The 16,400-nt window shown below is 45.9% G+C and carries 14 protein-coding genes; 2 read left to right on the top strand and 12 right to left on the bottom strand.

The window, feature by feature from the left end; translation table 11 throughout:
* Positions 1-10: 10 nt before the first annotated feature.
* From hisH to HRU69_12810, 6 genes are all read right to left on the bottom strand, one after another.
* Entirely contained in the window at positions 11-598 is a 588-nt protein-coding gene (hisH, locus tag HRU69_12835) for an imidazole glycerol phosphate synthase subunit HisH (GenBank protein QOI98319.1), read from the bottom strand.
* A gap of 6 nt (positions 599-604) precedes the next feature.
* Positions 605-1,720, bottom strand: coding sequence for a bifunctional histidinol-phosphatase/imidazoleglycerol-phosphate dehydratase HisB (gene hisB, locus HRU69_12830; GenBank protein ID QOI98318.1), 1,116 nt, complete (start codon positions 1,718-1,720; stop codon positions 605-607).
* Positions 1,717-2,745: a histidinol-phosphate transaminase gene (gene hisC, locus HRU69_12825; protein ID QOI98317.1), complete on the bottom strand. Its 1,029-nt coding sequence runs from the start codon at positions 2,743-2,745 to the stop codon at positions 1,717-1,719. Before hisC ends, hisB begins: the two co-directional genes overlap by 4 nt.
* A gap of 1 nt (position 2,746) precedes the next feature.
* Positions 2,747-4,048 (bottom strand): histidinol dehydrogenase, encoded by a 1,302-nt coding sequence (gene hisD / locus HRU69_12820; protein ID QOI98316.1) that lies wholly within the window; start codon positions 4,046-4,048, stop codon positions 2,747-2,749.
* A gap of 143 nt (positions 4,049-4,191) precedes the next feature.
* Entirely contained in the window at positions 4,192-5,049 is an 858-nt protein-coding gene (locus tag HRU69_12815) for an ATP phosphoribosyltransferase (protein ID QOI98315.1), read from the bottom strand.
* 201 nt (positions 5,050-5,250) lie between these two features.
* Positions 5,251-5,877 carry a DUF3592 domain-containing protein gene (locus tag HRU69_12810; protein QOI98314.1) on the bottom strand — a complete coding sequence of 209 codons (627 nt, stop codon included), beginning with the start codon at positions 5,875-5,877 and terminating at the stop codon, positions 5,251-5,253.
* 9 nt (positions 5,878-5,886) lie between these two features.
* Between HRU69_12810 and HRU69_12805 the strand changes: the two genes are divergently transcribed.
* The gene (locus HRU69_12805) at positions 5,887-6,942 is read left to right on the top strand and encodes a tetratricopeptide repeat protein (protein ID QOI98313.1); all 1,056 of its coding nucleotides are present in this window, start codon (positions 5,887-5,889) and stop codon (positions 6,940-6,942) included.
* A gap of 36 nt (positions 6,943-6,978) precedes the next feature.
* Here HRU69_12805 and HRU69_12800 read toward each other — a convergent pair whose 3' ends face one another.
* On the bottom strand, positions 6,979-8,346 hold the full coding sequence (locus HRU69_12800) for a RagB/SusD family nutrient uptake outer membrane protein (GenBank protein ID QOI98312.1): 1,368 nt from the start codon (positions 8,344-8,346) through the stop codon (positions 6,979-6,981).
* Positions 8,347-8,364: 18 nt separating this feature from the next.
* On the bottom strand, positions 8,365-11,400 hold the full coding sequence (locus HRU69_12795) for a SusC/RagA family TonB-linked outer membrane protein (protein QOI98311.1): 3,036 nt from the start codon (positions 11,398-11,400) through the stop codon (positions 8,365-8,367).
* A gap of 121 nt (positions 11,401-11,521) precedes the next feature.
* On the opposite strand from HRU69_12795, the gene HRU69_12790 reads away from it, so the two are divergent.
* Positions 11,522-12,160: a CoA pyrophosphatase gene (locus HRU69_12790; protein ID QOI98310.1), complete on the top strand. Its 639-nt coding sequence runs from the start codon at positions 11,522-11,524 to the stop codon at positions 12,158-12,160.
* A 4-nt stretch (positions 12,161-12,164) separates the two neighbouring features.
* Here the strand turns inward: HRU69_12790 and HRU69_12785 are convergent, their stop codons facing one another.
* From HRU69_12785 to HRU69_12770, 4 genes are all read right to left on the bottom strand, one after another.
* Positions 12,165-12,716: a ferritin gene (locus HRU69_12785; protein QOI98309.1), complete on the bottom strand. Its 552-nt coding sequence runs from the start codon at positions 12,714-12,716 to the stop codon at positions 12,165-12,167.
* 12 nt (positions 12,717-12,728) lie between these two features.
* The gene (locus HRU69_12780; protein ID QOI98308.1) at positions 12,729-15,167 is read right to left on the bottom strand and encodes an aconitate hydratase; all 2,439 of its coding nucleotides are present in this window, start codon (positions 15,165-15,167) and stop codon (positions 12,729-12,731) included.
* A 99-nt stretch (positions 15,168-15,266) separates the two neighbouring features.
* Positions 15,267-15,962: a GTP cyclohydrolase I FolE gene (folE, locus tag HRU69_12775; protein ID QOI98307.1), complete on the bottom strand. Its 696-nt coding sequence runs from the start codon at positions 15,960-15,962 to the stop codon at positions 15,267-15,269.
* On the bottom strand, positions 15,922-16,332 hold the full coding sequence (locus HRU69_12770) for a 6-carboxytetrahydropterin synthase (GenBank protein ID QOI98306.1): 411 nt from the start codon (positions 16,330-16,332) through the stop codon (positions 15,922-15,924). The genes folE and HRU69_12770 overlap by 41 nt, the downstream gene beginning before the upstream one ends.
* Positions 16,333-16,400 lie beyond the last annotated feature (68 nt).

Here is a 16,400-nt window from a genome sequence, read left to right as displayed (position 1 = left end):
ATAGGTACAACTAAAACGATTGTAGAAAATAGCGTAAAACATGTTCACCGGCTTGACCTGATTTTTCCGGATGGAACTGCACCGCCAGAAAATTGTCCTTTCGCATCATGGCGCTGAAGGGTTCTCCGTAATGACATTGGGCGATGGTGTATTTGTTTACAGGAACATAATAGCTATGAACAAAATAGAAGTTAGCCGGCTGCATGAATAGCCCTATTCCATTAGTTTTGAACTCCACCTGATTCCAGCCCATGTGCGGAACTTTATGTTGCGCATCGGGCGCAAAACGTTTTACGGTCTCATCAAATATTCCGAGGCATGGGGTGTTTCCTTCTTCGGAGAAACCACATAGTAGTTGCATGCCGAGGCAAATGCCTAATACGGGTTGATTAAGTTTACGGATTAGTTTATCCAGGTTCTGCTTTCGTAAATACGCCATTGTGGTTTGTGCCTGGCCTACACCGGGGAAAATTACATTGTCAGCCGATGCAATTTCTTCAGGGATATCAGTTATAATAAAGCTGGCCCCAAGCCGTTCCAGTGCGTAAGCTACTGATTGAATGTTGCCTGCGTTATATTTTATAATGGCTGTTTTCATTTGATGTTACAACGTTCCTTTGGTAGTTGGTAATTCATTTCCGCTTCGTTTCACTGCCATGCGCAGGGCCCGGGCAAAGGCTTTGAAGATGGCTTCAATTTTATGGTGCTCGTTTGTTCCTTCAGCTTTAATATTCAGGTTACACCGTGCCGTATCGGAGAATGATTTAAAAAAGTGGTAAAACATTTCAGTTGGCATTTCACCGATTTTCTCGCGCTTGAATTCTGCCTCCCAAACCAACCAGGGTCTTCCGCCAAAGTCAACCGCTACCTGCGCCAGACAATCGTCCATCGGCAACACAAACCCGTATCGTTCAATACCAAGCTTGGTGCCCAGTGCTTTATAAAAAGTTTCGCCCAGTAAAAGGGCGGTGTCTTCAATGGTATGGTGTTCATCTACATGCAGGTCGCCCTGAACCTGAATTTGCAAATCCATATTTCCATGTTTTGCCAATTGATCCAGCATGTGATCGAAAAAGCCAATGCCGGTATGGATAAACGACTTTCCGCTTCCATCAAGATTAAGCGAGATAGTTATTTCGGTTTCATTGGTTTTTCGGGTACTTGTTGCTTCACGCATGGGTTTTGAGAGCCATTCATACACTTCTTTCCAACTGGTTGTACTTAGCTGATTTACGTACGCGTAAGGCTTTTCACTTAATTTTTCTGTAAGCCGGCCATCGTTTATAAGGATTGATTTGCAGCCGAGATTATAAGCAAGTTCCACATCCGTAAGCCGGTCGCCAATAACATACGAGTTGGCTAAGTCATAATTTCCGGTAATGTATTCGGTAAGCATGGCAGTACCCGGCTTTCGGGTGGGCTTGTTTTCGTGTGCAAATGATCGATCAATAAATACGTTTGAAAACCGGATACCCTCTCCTTCAAAAGTTTTAAGCATTTTGGTATGAGCCGGCCAGAATGATTCTTCAGGGAACCTGGCGGTACCCAATCCATCCTGGTTGGTTACAATCACCAGTTCGAAATCCGTTTTGCTGGCAATACGGCCCAGCCATTGGATAACGCCCGGATAAAATTCCAGTTTTTCCAGGCTGTCGATTTGTTCGTCTGCTGGTTCGATGATAAGGGTTCCATCCCGGTCAATAAACAATACCCGTTTCATAACGTTTTCAGTGTTTCGATAAGTTTAGTATTCTCTTCAGGTGTGCCTACGGTTATCCGTAAACAACCTTCGCATAATGTTAAGGACGAGCGATCGCGTACAATAATCTTTTGCTTTAACAATTGATTATACGCATGGGCAGCATTGTTAAATCGTACCAGGATAAAGTTGGCATCGGAGGGGAATATTTTAGTTACACCCGGTATACCGGCCAGCTGCCGGGATAGTTTGTTACGCTCAGTTATAACTATTTCTACCTGCCGTTTTTTATTTTCATCCGAGGAAAGTTTTTCCATAACTGTTTGCTGGGTTAGGGTATTAATGTTGTATGGGAACTTTATTTTATTCAGCACCGAAACTATTTCTTCGGAAGCGAATGCCATGCCCATTCTGAGGCCCGCTAAACCCCATGCTTTTGAAAATGTTTGCAGAATGATGAGGTTAGCATGGTTATCCAAAACCGGTAAAAAACCTGCATCGTTTGCAAAGTCGATATAGGCCTCATCAATCACCACAATGCCGGCAAAGCTGGTAATCAGGCTTCTTACTTTTTCTTTGTTCAGCAGGTTACCCGATGGATTGTTGGGGGAACACAGAAAAATAATTTTTACCGATTTATCCAGCCTTTTGTTTATAGCCTGCAAATCCAAATCGAAACCGGAACTCAGTAGGGCCCGCTTAACCGGTACATTATTAATGTTAGCACAAACGGCATACATGCCGTACGTTGGTTCGGTGATGAGTATGGAATCGGCTGCTGGTTCACAGAATGCACGAATAATCAAGTCAATAACTTCATCGCTGCCGTTACCCAGAAAAATATTTTTTACCGGCATATTTTTTAGGGTACTGATTTTTTCTTTTAGTTTTTGCTGATGTGGATCGGGGTACCGGTTGTAACCGGAAGGGAAAGGGTTTTCATTGGCATCCAGGTACACTTCGGCTGTTCCCTTGTATTCATCTCTTGCAGTTGAATAGGGCGTTAGTGCTCTTATATTTTCTCTGAGTAGCGATTGTATGTCCATGTTATGGATTCTGTTTTCGGGTTGACAGGTAGTTAAGCCTGATGGTGATCGCATTTTTGTGCGCAATTAATTCTTCAGCCTGTGCCATCACTTCAACTGCCGGACCAACCTGCCGGATACCCTCTTCTGAGATTTTCTGAAAGGTGATGTGCTTTAAAAAACTTTCAACTGAGACACCGCCATACGTAGTAGCAAATCCATTGGTCGGCAGCGTGTGATTTGTTCCTGAGGCATAATCACCGGCTGCTTCGGGCGTGTAGTTGCCGATAAACACCGAACCGGCATTGGTGATTTTTTCTGCCAGTTCATCCGCCTGTCTTTTGTTAATAATCAGATGTTCGGGTGCATAGGTATTTATAAAATCCAATGCCTCATTATCGTTACCAAAAACAAGTGCCCGACTGTTTTGCAGGGCAAGCCCGGCAATTTCCATCCGGGGTAATAGCGCAACTTGGCGGTCTATCTCATCGAAAACTTTTTCGGCAAGTATTGATTTGTTGGTAACCAGCATCACCTGACTGTCGGTACCATGTTCGGCTTGCGACAGGAGGTCGGCAGCAACAAATTCAGGTATTGCCGAGTCATCGGCCCATACCAGCAATTCGCTGGGCCCGGCCGGCAAATCAATTGCCGTTCCCTCCTGGTTAACCAGTTGCTTGGCTTTGGTTACATACTGGTTACCGGGCCCGAAAATTTTGTTCACTTTCGGAATGGTTTCCGTGCCGTAAGCGAGGGCAGCAATGGCTTGTGCGCCCCCGACTTTATAAATTTTTTTTACACCCGTTAGTTGTGCAGCGTACAGGATGGCCGGGTGGATTAGGCCCTGTTTATCAGGAGGAGTAACCAGCACTATTTCGTGGCAGCCCGCCAGCGCAGCCGGAATTGTCAGCATGAGTACGGTTGAAAATAACGGGGCAGTTCCTCCGGGTATATAAATACCAACTTTTTCAATCGGTACGCTTTTGCGCCAGCAGGTTACACCCGGCATTGTTTCTACTTGAATTGCCAATGGCAGTTGTGCCTGATGAAATTTTTTAACATTCGATGCAGCAGTTTGTACAGCAGTCTTTAGTGCGGGTTCAACCAGGGTAGCAGCCTTTTGTATTTCGGCTTTGGTTACGATAAGGTTCTCCAGTTCCAGGTTATCAAACTGGCGGGTAAATTCTTTAAGAGCGTAATCGCCACTCTGTTTAACTCTGGCCAGAATATTTCTTACCGAACTCTCCAGGAACTCCAGCTGCAATTGCGGGCGTTCGCACAGTTGCGGCCAGGTGTCGCGGGAGGGATTGATATAAAGTTTCATTGGGTTTGTGTGCTGTTGGTTCTTGGTTCTTGGTTCTTAGTTCTTAGTTCTTAGTTCTTGGGTTCTTAGTTCTTAGTTCAAAGTTCTTGGTTCTTAGTTACCTGCATTCATAGGTCTTAAGTCTTGCGTCTTCTTACTAATGTCTACTTAATCATCTTCTCAATCGGTACTACTAAAATTCCCTCGGCACCCAAATGTTTTAGCCGATCGATTTTTTCCCAAAAGTCATTTTCGTTTACCACTGAGTGCAGTGAACTCCAGCCGGGTTTGCCCAGCGGCAGGATAGTGGGGCTTTTCATACCCGGTATAATTCGGGTAATGGGTTCAATGGCTTCGTTTGGGCAGTTTAGCAGAATGTATTTGTTGTTTCGGGCCTGCTGTACAGCTTCGATGCGGAACACCAGTTTGTCAAGGATTTGCTTTTTTGTTGTGCTAAGATTTCCGCCAATCAAAACAGCTTCCGACTGCATAACCACTTCAACTTCTTTAAGTCCGTTACTGAGCAAGGTGCTGCCTGTGCTCACGATATCACAGATGGCATCTGCCAAACCAATGCCCGGGGCAATTTCAACTGAGCCGCTGATCTCATGAATACCTGCAGTAATGGTATTCCTTTTCAGGTAGTTGCTGACGATGTTCGGGTACGAGGTAGCGATGTTTTTGCCGTTAAACCATGCTAAACCCGGGTAGTCGGTTGTGCGGGGAACAGCCAGGGCCAGGCGGCATTTCGCGAAATCGAGTCGCTTAATGATTGCTCCGTTTTTCTGTTTTTCAGCGAATATATTTTCGCCAATTATTCCGGCATCGGCCACCCCGTCTTCAATGTATTGGGGTATGTCATCATCGCGCAGAAAAAGTACTTCAACAGGAAAATTGGATGCCTGCGTTTTGAGTTGGTCTTTGCCGTTGCTGATGCTCAGGCCGCAGTCTTTAAGCAGTTTCAGGGATCCTTCCTGCAGCCGTCCTGATTTCTGAATGGCAATCCGTACTGTTTCGTTCATGTAAATTAGAGTAATTTGTTATCGGGTATAAAACAAAAAAGGCCTGCCGTTATCGCGGCAAGCCTTTAAGTAAAGTCTTTATAGTTCAGTTAAAACATAAACCTGCCACGCAACATGGTGTTAACATGGTGGTGGTGATGATTGTTTATGTTATTCCGGTAACTCATTGCAGGGCCAAAGCAACAAAACACGTATCAATTTTCAAAGCGGGCGGTTCATTTTCTTTCCAAACCGGAATAATACAATGGCGATTACGATAAAGACGGCCCCGATGCCTCCAAAAACTGAAATGAATATCCAGCCTGTTTCCTCATAGATAATCGTAACAATATCCGGGTTTGACGGGTTAACATAAACCGGCACCATTTGCCCGGTTTCAAAATCGGGAGGGGAGGAGTACACTTCGCTTTGATGGGTTTTGGTCTGGCCGTTCCATTCGTATTCAATAACGGGTGCGAAGCCATCGCCTCCGTTCGGGCTGGGACGCAGGTCAACCACGTGGCCCTGAACTTCTACGGCATCAGCCTCGATATAGTTAAACAGCAGGTAGGCACCAATGCCAATCAGTATAAACACTACACCGAAAAAGCCAAACCCGAAACTGATAACCTTTATAACCATACTGCCGCAGCCTTTTGCCGTTTCAGCAGCAGGGTTTAATACCTGTTGCTTTTCCAGTGCAATTTCATTTTCTACAGCCTGAACCAGCCGGTCGGCATCGGTGTTTGAAACGTTAAGTGTGTTTTGTAAATAGCGAACGGCCTCGAAACGTTTATTTTGTTTCAGGAGCAGCCTTACTTCGTTTTCGTATTCCGGGTTAATAGCCATAACGTGCCAATGCAAGTAAAGAATTTTATATTAAAAATCCGCTGGGCTTCTAAGCTGTACACACCTGTTATCTTGGGGGTACTTGGGGTTGCTTCGGCCTGTGAGTCAGACCAAACACGCAAACAACGATTTCTTCTAATCGGCAATGAGGCCTTGCTTAAACAAGACTTTGAATCGGCCGTAAAAAATTTCAACGCAGCCCTGGAGTTCGATTCGTGTTATGCCGATGCGCTGAATAACCTGGGTACGGTACAGTTCAGGCAAAAGAATTATGCTGAAGCATTGGAATACTATAACCGCGCCCTGGGGTGTATGCCCGACTTCATAAACAGTTTATTTAACAGGGCGAACACGTATTATGAGTTAAATTTTGCTGATAAAGCATTGCAGGATGTTAGCCGGCTGGCAGAGCTTAAGCCTGATTCGATGCCCGTTTACTTTTTGCAAGGGTTGATTCACACCAAAATGCGCGAGTATAACCGGGCGAAGGCTTCGTTCAGAAGAGCCCTTGTGCTGGATTCAAAAAACACGGAACTATGGATAAACCTGGGTACGGTGCACTTTTATGCCCGCCAGTACGACAGCGCCAGATGGGCACTTCAGGAAGCGTTAATCATTAATGCCGATGAATCCAACGCCTATAATGCGCTGGCGTTGGTTTATGCTGCCCAATCAGACTTAGTAAACGCTGAAAAGTTCATCGCCCAGGCATTGCTTCTGAAACCCGGAGATTCATATTATCTTAATAACCGCGGCTACATTAACCTGATGAAGGGTGAATTACAGGCTGCTGTTGAAGATATTAACCAAAGTATTGCCAACGGTCCGGCCAACGCGTGGGCTTATCGTAACAAGGGGATTTATTACCTGAAAATAAACGATGCAGAAGCCGCAATACGGCTGCTTAAGCAGGCTGCTGATATGGACCCGTTTGTAGATGATGTCTTTTCATACCTGGCCGAAGCGTATTGGCTTGCCGGTAATGAGGCTGAAGCTTGTAAAGCGGTTAAGGAATCAATCACTCGGAATGAAAGCAGAAAGTTGCGTTTAAGTTATTGTAAATAAGTAAGGGGCCTGAGCCCCTTACTGAAATTCTATGCTTTAATTGTTTTCGTCCCAGTTGGTTTCAGATGCCCTCCGGGCTACTTGTGTTATTAACTGAGTACTTGAAGGTGGATCACCTCTGTCATACGTCAGGTCAACATGAGCAGCGTCCAGCCGTCCGGTTCTTCGGAGATCAATCCAACGGTGACCAGCTTCAGCCCACAAGGAATATCTTCTCTGGAATAATATCTCCTCAATGGTTTCATCAACGGTGGGAGTACCATCGGTGTAGTCAGTCAATCCCCATGTATTACGAACAACATTAATAGCTGCAAAGGCAGCTGCAAAGTCTGGGGCAGCCTTTCTGGCTTCGGCTTCGGCTTTAATTAATATCAGCTCTTCATTTCGGATGAATGGAATTGGGTCTGTGTTTGAATCCCAGCGATTATCCTGATACTCGCCTGGAAAAGGAATCGGTCCATAAGTAACAAGGTTTGTTCGCTGATAGAATTTACTGGCCCGGGTGTCACCAGGCAGGAGGTCATCAATCATGGCAGGGTGAACGATAAGAATAGTATTTGTCGGGGTATTTCTGGTATAGAACAAGGGATTCTCAACATCGGGGTTATTTCCGTAAACATGCACCGGCCCGATAAACATCTTATCGCTGGTTCCGGGTGTTACACTAAGGTCTATAAATGATTCATTTAGCGCAGTTAATGCACCAGCGAAATCTTCTGCATAAAGTGCAACACGAGCGGCTATTGCCCGATTAACCTTCAAAAATTCAGCGGGAGATGAGAAACCCATTGTCAAACTGAAGTCAAAGGAACTTCCGGCAGCCTGTAAATCGGTTTTTGCCTCATCAAGTAGCGAACGAATGGCAGCAAGTGCAGTATTGTAATCAACGATTGGCCCGGGATTAAGCGTTTGTTCTACGTCAATACGGATACCATTTTGATATTGCTGCATAAGAGGCCATAAAAGTTGGTAGGCTTTCATGGTCTTGGCAAACCCAATATAGCCAGCGGCCTCTGTGGCAGTTACTGCTGAAGTATTATTTACAGATTGAATAAGAATGTTAGCCTGTTTCACTGCAAGATAGGGAGTCAGGTACGTGCCATTCGAAGCAAAGAAATCAGGGTACGTGGTTGTTCCATACCAATCGTTGCCGAACCGCGGATCGGAAGCAAAAAAAGGTGCGACTTCGCGTGCAAAACTTCCAAACATTTCTGTCGCATTCTCAAAATACCCGCGGCTTCGTGCTTCCAGGCCTGTAACCAACACCCGTAATTGAGCTTTGGATGCATTGGTAAGCACACCGGCCAGTGTTGGGTTATCCGGGTCAACTACAGGCTCTATTTCACAGGCAGTCTGCGTGAGTATCACCAAACTGATGGATAAGATTATAACTTTAATTTTCATAGTAATCATGGTTAATTGTTAGAAGTCAACACTTAAGTGGAAGAAGTATCTCCTTGAACTGGGATAAGGAGTAACCTCAACGTTCGAGTTAATGGGTTGTGCGCCAAAGTTTGAAACTTCAGGGTCGTAGCTGCCATATTTAGTTGAAACCAGGATGTTGTTAGCTGAAAAACCAATTTTTACATTGCTAATAGCTCCGTTAAACCATCCTGTTGTGATTGATTTCGGAACATTGTAATAAAGACCAACTTCACGAAGTTTCAAGTAGCTGGCATCTTGAATATAGGTAGCCGGAACGCGCCCCTGTCCGGTACCGACCCAATCCAATAAGCGACCTAATCCAAAAACCAGCCCATCGCCATCCGGATCATTCATATACCCTTGTGTTGAGCCTCCATCATCCCAAAGTAAGGCTGATAGGTTAATGTTATCACCACCTTTTTTATAGTGCAATAAGAACGAAAATTCAAAGTTTTTAAGGAAGGTTACTGAATTGTACCACGACATATCAAAATCAGCTTGGCGGTCACCGATAACCTGTACCCCCGGAACTGGTGTTGGGTTGTCAACATCGGCAGGTGTTCCAACAATGGTGGTTGGTGAGTAGCCTTCCGCAATAATGTACGTTCCGAGTGCCGTACCGAATCCTCCAAATGTGTATGCTGGAATTTTTAAATCAGTTATTTCAGCTCTGTTCCGCCACCACGCAACGCGTGTAAACCAGTTGATTTGATTTGTACTAACAGGCGTTGCCCCCAATGCAAGTTCGATACCTTTGTTTTGTAAGTCAGCACCATTGGTGGCAATGGCAGTAATGCCGGTTGATTCGGCTGGTACCAGGTCGATAATTAAGTCATTTACATTTTTGATGTAGTAACTGGCCTCAAGCGAGATTTTGTTATTCAAAAACCCGGCATCAACTCCAAATTCCAACTCATTCGCAATTTCGGGTTTAAGGTTAGGGTCAACATCTCTTGTTCCAACCTGAAAGCCAATCTCGCCACCAATTAGTTGAGAATTCATTACAACAAACGTTCTGTTATAAAGGGGCAGACCACCGGATTGACCAAATGCCATACGAAGTTTTAATTGATTAACCTGTTCAACATTCCAGAACTCAAAATTGGAAATATTTGCTGCAATTGAGCCTTTATAGAATGAGTAGAACTTATCCTGATCGAGGTTTAGGGTTGATTTATCGAAGCGTAGCCCGAGTGTACCAATTATTTTATCGCCCCAATTCACTTCCTGCTGTGCATATAATCCGACATCCGAAGTTCGTTGATTTATCTGTGACATGTTTGAAACAACCTGAGCGTAGGCCAAATTGCTTTGGCCGCCATTGAGTCCCTGCCCACGGATTAGTTGGTATCTGGAATTTTGGTCAAGCCGAACAGCACCGGCCTGCGTTGTGAAAGTTGTGGCGCCCTGCGACAGGTTGAATACAAGAAAGCCCTGGATATTCGAGTTCAGGTCATTCTGGTTACCATAAATAACATCGCCCGGATTTGGTAATGCGCGCTGGTGTTGCAGAATTTCAGGCATATAAACTTTTGTGTTGGCTCCCATATAGTCAACACCGCCATTCAGAATAACTTTAAGGTCGTAGTTTGGTTTTTGTAAGATGCCAACGCTCAGGTTTCCGGCAGTAATGAACCTGTTTACTGTTTGGTTATTTTCTGCTAAGTCGCGTATGGCGAATGGATTATCATTGAAATCGGGGTTATCAGGATAATTTCCATTGGCATCGGGCTTTAAGTTTCGGTATGACCGTGTATAAGCAATGGCATAACCCAGGCTACCCCCGGTGTTGTTCTGGTTCCCGGTGAAACCCCGTTGATTGTCTGTTTTAACATAGTTTGTATTCAAACCAAGCTTAATCCGGTCTGAAATACTATGGTCGATGTTTGTTCTTATTGAATACCTTTTGAAACCTGTATGCTTGATTATTCCATCTTCATCCTGAATGCCTGCGGATACAAAGAATGAGGTTTTTTCATTTCCACCTGAGGCGCTGATTTGGGTATTGGTTAGAAATCCGGTTTCTCCGTACATCTCTTTTTCTAAATCTAGATTTCTACCCTCTGCAAGGGCCTGATTCAGCGCAGCAACTTCTGTTGGTATTGCTCCCGGATTACCTAAGTACTCAGTTTGATAGTAAGTCACTTTGTCTTCGTTCCATGGCTCGTAGAAATTGAGGTTTTGTGCTTTTGCAAAACCCAAATCCTGGTTAAACGAAATTTTGGTTTTGCCCTGCTTTCCTTTCTTGGTGGTAATGATAACTACACCGGCATTGGCCCGGGTTCCATAGATGGCAGCCGCTGATGGGCCTTTTAATACTTCTACGCGCTCAACATCATCCGGGTTCAGGTCGGCCAGTCGATTTGCGGCATCATCCTGATTGCTGGTGTTTGAACCGGCTCCGGCCTGATTTGCTTCCGAACGTCCATTACGAATGGCTGAGTTATTCATGTAAACGCCATCAATAATGTATAAGGGTTGTGAAGAACCGGCACCCAATGTGGTTATCCCTCTGAAGTTAACGTTTACACCTCCGCCAGGAGCACCTCCATTAGAGTTCATGTTTACCCCTGTCATTTTGCCATACAATGCATAATCTAATGTTTGTGGATTTGTAGTCCCCATCAACTCTTTTCCATCAACACTGGCAACGGCATTAGCAAGATTTGTTCGTTTTACCGTTGTTGCCAGCCCTGATATTACAACTTCTTCAAGGCTGGTAACATCTTCTTCTAATGATGCACTGATGCTTGTTACAGATGTACTTACTTGAACCTCAGCAGTCCTGTAGCCGATAAATGAGATTTGAAGGGTCGCTGGACTGGTTGGAACACTGATGGTAAAGGCACCGGTATTGTCAGTGATCGTTCCCTGTGAAGTGCCTTTCACAACAACGTTCACTCCGGCCATTCCCTCACCTGTTTTTGCGTCTTTCACGGTTCCGGTAACCGTGTAGTTTTGTGCATAAACAAACCCTGTTACTAAAATCAGTAGCAACAAGGCAGCACTTTTTAAGTGGTACATTTTCTTCATAGATTATTGGTTTAGATACGCCTGTAGGTGTGGATAATCCGCACCTTATCAAATTTATAAGTATTTTTTTTGTAATACTTGTATTACTTTCAAAAGTTTATCGAATATACTTCACCATGTCATGTACCTGACCGATGAATCTTTTTTAAAGACGCTTACCAAACGTTTGGCAGGTAAACTTCCTGGTTCTTTTGCCCACGAACCCCTGCGGGCAAAGCCGGTGGGGCAGGTTATTCCGCGGTTTGAGCATAAAACTCCGCCAAGGCCCGGCAGTGTGTTGATTCTGCTGTGCCCGCAAACCGATAGCTTTATTTTTCCGCTCATCAAGCGACCGGATTATTCCGGTTTGCACAGTGGCCAGATAAGTTTGCCGGGAGGGAAGGCTGAATCCGGGGAAACAGCCGTTGAAACCGCTTTGCGCGAGGCACAAGAAGAAATCGGTATTGACCCCGCTCAGGTAAACGTACTTGGCAGACTGACAGATTTTTTTGTCGTCCCCAGCAACTTTATGGTAACGCCTGTCGTGGGCTTTGCAAAAGCAACACCGGTATTCAAGCCGGATCAGCATGAAGTTGTAAAGATTCTGATGGGTAAACTGTCGGACATTCTTGATGACAGCGCCATCAAATCAAAAGAGATTGTTGTCGCTAACCGCTACACCATGCTGGCGCCCCACTTCGAAATTGATGGCGAAATCGTGTGGGGCGCTACCGCCATGATGCTGAATGAGTTCAGGCTTGTGCTTCGCGATGTACTGTAAATACTCAGGCCGGTTTACCCGAAACTTTCGCAGCGTACATTTCCAGTTTACCGATTTCCTGGTCAATCATCCACAAACCAACACCCTCTTCGCCAATCAGGTCGAACAGTTCAACTGCCCTGCGGGCCAGGGTCTCTTCTTCGCGTTGTTCCATCACATACCATTGCAGAAAATTAAACGTGGCAAAATCCTTGATGGTAAAGCAATGGTCAACAATGCTGTTGATGGATTTGGTTACTTCAAGTTCGTGGTTGAGCACGGTTTCAAAAACTTCGCGCAGGCTTTTAAAGGTATGCTTTATTTTAGTGATCTCGGGTTGCAGGCCATGACCCCCGGCTGTGTTCACATAGTGAATAAGCTTCAGCATATGCATGCGCTCTTCATCACTATGTTTAAACAGAAACTGCGATGAGACTTCATACCCTTTGGTTTCGCACCAGGAGCCCATCGACAAATAAGCGGCAGCCGATTTGCCTTCCATCACTATCTGCTTGTTCAGCAGCGCCTCGGTTTCTTTGGTAAGCGACCGGGCCGGAGTAACGATTTGTTGTTTCATTGGTTTACCGGTTTACCGTTCCTTTTTCTTTTTTGCAGGTTTCTTCACAGCTTTCTTCGGTTTGGCAACTTTCTTTGCTTTCTTTTTGGCAACTGACTTTTTAGCTGTCTTGCGTGCAGCTTTTTTTGCCGGTTTCTTCTTAGCCGGTTTCTTCTTCACTTTTTTGCTGGCAGGCTTTTTCTCTGATGCGGCAATTTGCTTAGCCATCAGGTTAAGGGCTGAGCCCGCCTTGAACCACTCAATCTGCCCGGCATTGTAGCTATGGTTGGCTTTAATGGTGTCAGTAGTTCCGTTTTTGTGCTTCAGCACCAGTGTAAGCGGTTTATCCGGAGCAAAGGAAGTCAGGTCAACAATATCAATGGTATCGTCTTCCTGAATTTTATCGTAATCCGCTTCGTTGGCAAACGTCAGCGCCAGCATGCCTTGTTTTTTCAGATTGGTTTCGTGAATGCGCGCAAATGATTTGACCAGAATAACCCGGATGCCCAGGTGGCGGGGCTGCATGGCAGCATGCTCGCGCGAGGATCCCTCGCCATAGTTATGGTCGCCCACCACGATGGTCGGGATACCAGCCGCTTTGTACGCGCGCTGTGTAGCAGGAACAGGACCATACTCACCGGTTAATTGATTCTTCACGCTGTCGGTCTTATCGTTAAAGTAGTTCACTGCTCCCGTTAAGGTATTGTTGCTGATGTTATCGAGGTGCCCACGGAAGCGCAGCCACGGGCCGGCCATGGAAATATGGTCGGTGGTGCATTTTCCTTTGGCTTTAATCAGCAGCTTCATGCCGGTCAGGTTCTTGCCGTCCCACGGGGCAAACGGACTTAACGCCTGCAGGCGGTTTGATTTCGGATCGATCTTTACCTTTACTTTGCTGCCGTCTTTGGCCGGGGCAATGTAGCCCGGGTCTTTCACATCGAAGCCTTTTGGCGGAAACTCAACACCAGTGGGCTCGTCCAGTTTTACAGGCTTGCCTTCTTCGTTAATTAAGGTATCCTTTAGGGGATTAAAGGTTAAATCTCCGGCAATAGCAAAAGCAGTTGTTATTTCAGGTGAAGCAACAAACGCATGGGTATTCGGGTTGCCATCGTTGCGCTTGGCGAAATTCCGGTTAAACGAAGTGATGATGGAATTTTTTCTGTTCGGATCGTTGGTGTGCCGCGCCCACTGCCCGATGCACGGGCCGCACGCGTTGGCAAGCACAACGCCACCCATCTTTTCGAATATGCCCAGGTAGCCGTCACGTTCAACCGTGTAGCGAACTTGTTCCGAACCCGGTGTAATGGTGAACTCGGCTTTTGCTTTTAGTTTTTTATCCACCGCCTGTTTTGCCAGCGATGCCGAACGTGTTATGTCTTCGTACGAGGAGTTGGTACAAGAACCAATCAGGCCGACTTCCAATTGTTGCGGCCAGCCGTTCTTACGCACCTCATCAGCAAACTTCGAAACCGGTATGGCGCGGTCGGGGGTGAAGGGTCCGTTTACATGCGGTTCAAGTGTGGAAAGATCAATTTCAATTACCTGGTCGAAATACTTTTCGGGGTTGGCATATACTTCCGGGTCGCCCGTTAAATGTTCTTTTACCTTGTTGGCCAGGTCGGCCACTTCTTTGCGGCCGGTGCCGCGCAGGTATTGTGCCATCTTTTCATCGTAACCGAAAGTGGAGGTGGTGGCACCAATCTCTGCACCCATATTACAGATGGTTCCTTTGCCGGTACACGAAAGGGTTAACGCACCCGGTCCGAAATACTCGACAATGGCACCGGTTCCTCCTTTTACAGTTAGAATGCCCGCCACTTTTAGAATCACATCTTTTGAAGAAGTCCATCCGCTTAGTTTACCGGTTAGTTTGACGCCAATCAGTTTAGGCCACTTCAGTTCCCATGGCATGCCCGACATCACATCAACTGCATCGGCTCCGCCAACGCCAATGGCTACCATGCCCAGCCCTCCGGCATTTACCGTGTGCGAATCGGTACCAATCATCATACCGCCCGGAAAAGCGTAGTTCTCCAAAACAACCTGGTGGATAATGCCGGCCCCCGGTTTCCAGAAACCGATGCCGTATTTATTGGATACCGATTCAAGAAAATTAAACACTTCACCGCTGGCGGTAAGCGATTCTTTCAAATCCTGGGCAGCTCCGTTTTTAGCCAGAATCAGATGGTCGCAGTGCACGGTTGAGGGAACGCGTACCTTGGGTATTCCGGCCGACATAAATTGGAGCAGGGCCATCTGGGCGGTAGCGTCCTGCATGGCAACGCGATCGGGCGAGAAGTTTACATAGGATTTGCCCCGCGCAAAATCTTCCAGTTTCTGGTCGCTGTGCAGGTGCGAAAACAGGATTTTTTCAGATAGGGTGAGTGGGCGGTTTACTGTTTTGCGGGCTTTCGCAATGCGGCCGGGCAGTTCCCGGTAAACCGCTTTAATCATGTCGAGGTCGAATACCATATGCGTAATTTAATTAGACCCGCTAATCTACTAAGTAATTGGATTATTTGCGATCTGGCCGGTGGCCTGTCGGGATTCCGGGCAAATTATGTGGAGGGCCTATTTGCTGTTGATATAATTCAAAAACTCCCGTTTGATATTCTCATCGTTAAACTTACCCGAAAAATAGGCCGTTCCCGTGCGGCTGTTCGTATCGCCCACACCCCGGGAGGCAACACACAAATGGGTAGCGTCAATCACCACACCAACATCTTCGGTTTTTAGTACGCGCATCATTTCGCGGGCAATCTGTACGGTAAGGCGCTCCTGTACCTGCGGGCGTTTTGAAAAATACTGAACAATGCGGTTGATTTTCGAAAGGCCGATAACCTTACCACTTGAGAAGTAGGCCACATGGGCCTTGCCGTAAATAGGCACAAAGTGGTGTTCGCAATGTGAGTAGAAGGTGATCTCCTTCTCTACCAACATCTGGTTGTACTTGTATTTGTTTTCGAACAGCCTCGCATGGGGGCGGTTTTTCGGGTTCAGTCCGCTGAACACTTCTTTTACATACATCTTCGCCACCCTTCGTGGTGTACCTTGCAGGCTGTCGTCTGTGAGGTCAAGCCCGAGAATGTGCATGATTTCGCGGAAATGCTTTTCAATCTTCTCCACTTTCTCGTCATCGGGCATATCAAAGGCATCGGCTCGAAGGGGTGTGTTGTACGAGGTGCCTACATGGTCATCGCCCTGGTCGTCAAGATAAACTTCAGGATTAATCGGCCGGATATTCAACGAAATTTCTTTCTGTCTCATAAAGTGTGATTTTCAGGTCAAGTGATTTATCAATTTTGCTTCGAAGAATATTCCAGATAACCATGGCAATATTTTCGGCAGTGGGGTTCAGGTTTTTAAAATGCTCGGTATCAAGGTTAAGGTTTTTGTGGTCAAACTTTGATGTTACCTGTTCGCGTATCAGGTCGCTAAGTTCTTTCATATCATACACATACCCGGTCTCTTTATCAGGCGCTCCGGTAAGGCTTACAATAATTTCATAGTTATGGCCGTGATAATTCGGGTTGGCACATTTGCCAAATACCTTTTGGTTTTGTTCGTCAGTCCAGGCCGGATTAAACAGGCGGTGGGCTGCGTTAAAGTGCTCCTTGCGCGAAATCTTTACTTTCATTTGTGGCGTCTAAAGTTAAACAGGATTGCGGTTAAAAGGTTCAGGAATTACCGGTTTGCCGATTAATA

The sequence above is a fragment of the Flammeovirgaceae bacterium genome, from assembly GCA_015180985.1.
Lineage (GTDB): Bacteria > Bacteroidota > Bacteroidia > Cytophagales > Cyclobacteriaceae > UBA2336.
Note: the sequence above shows the minus strand (reverse complement) of the source record. Positions and strands in the feature narration are given on the sequence as shown.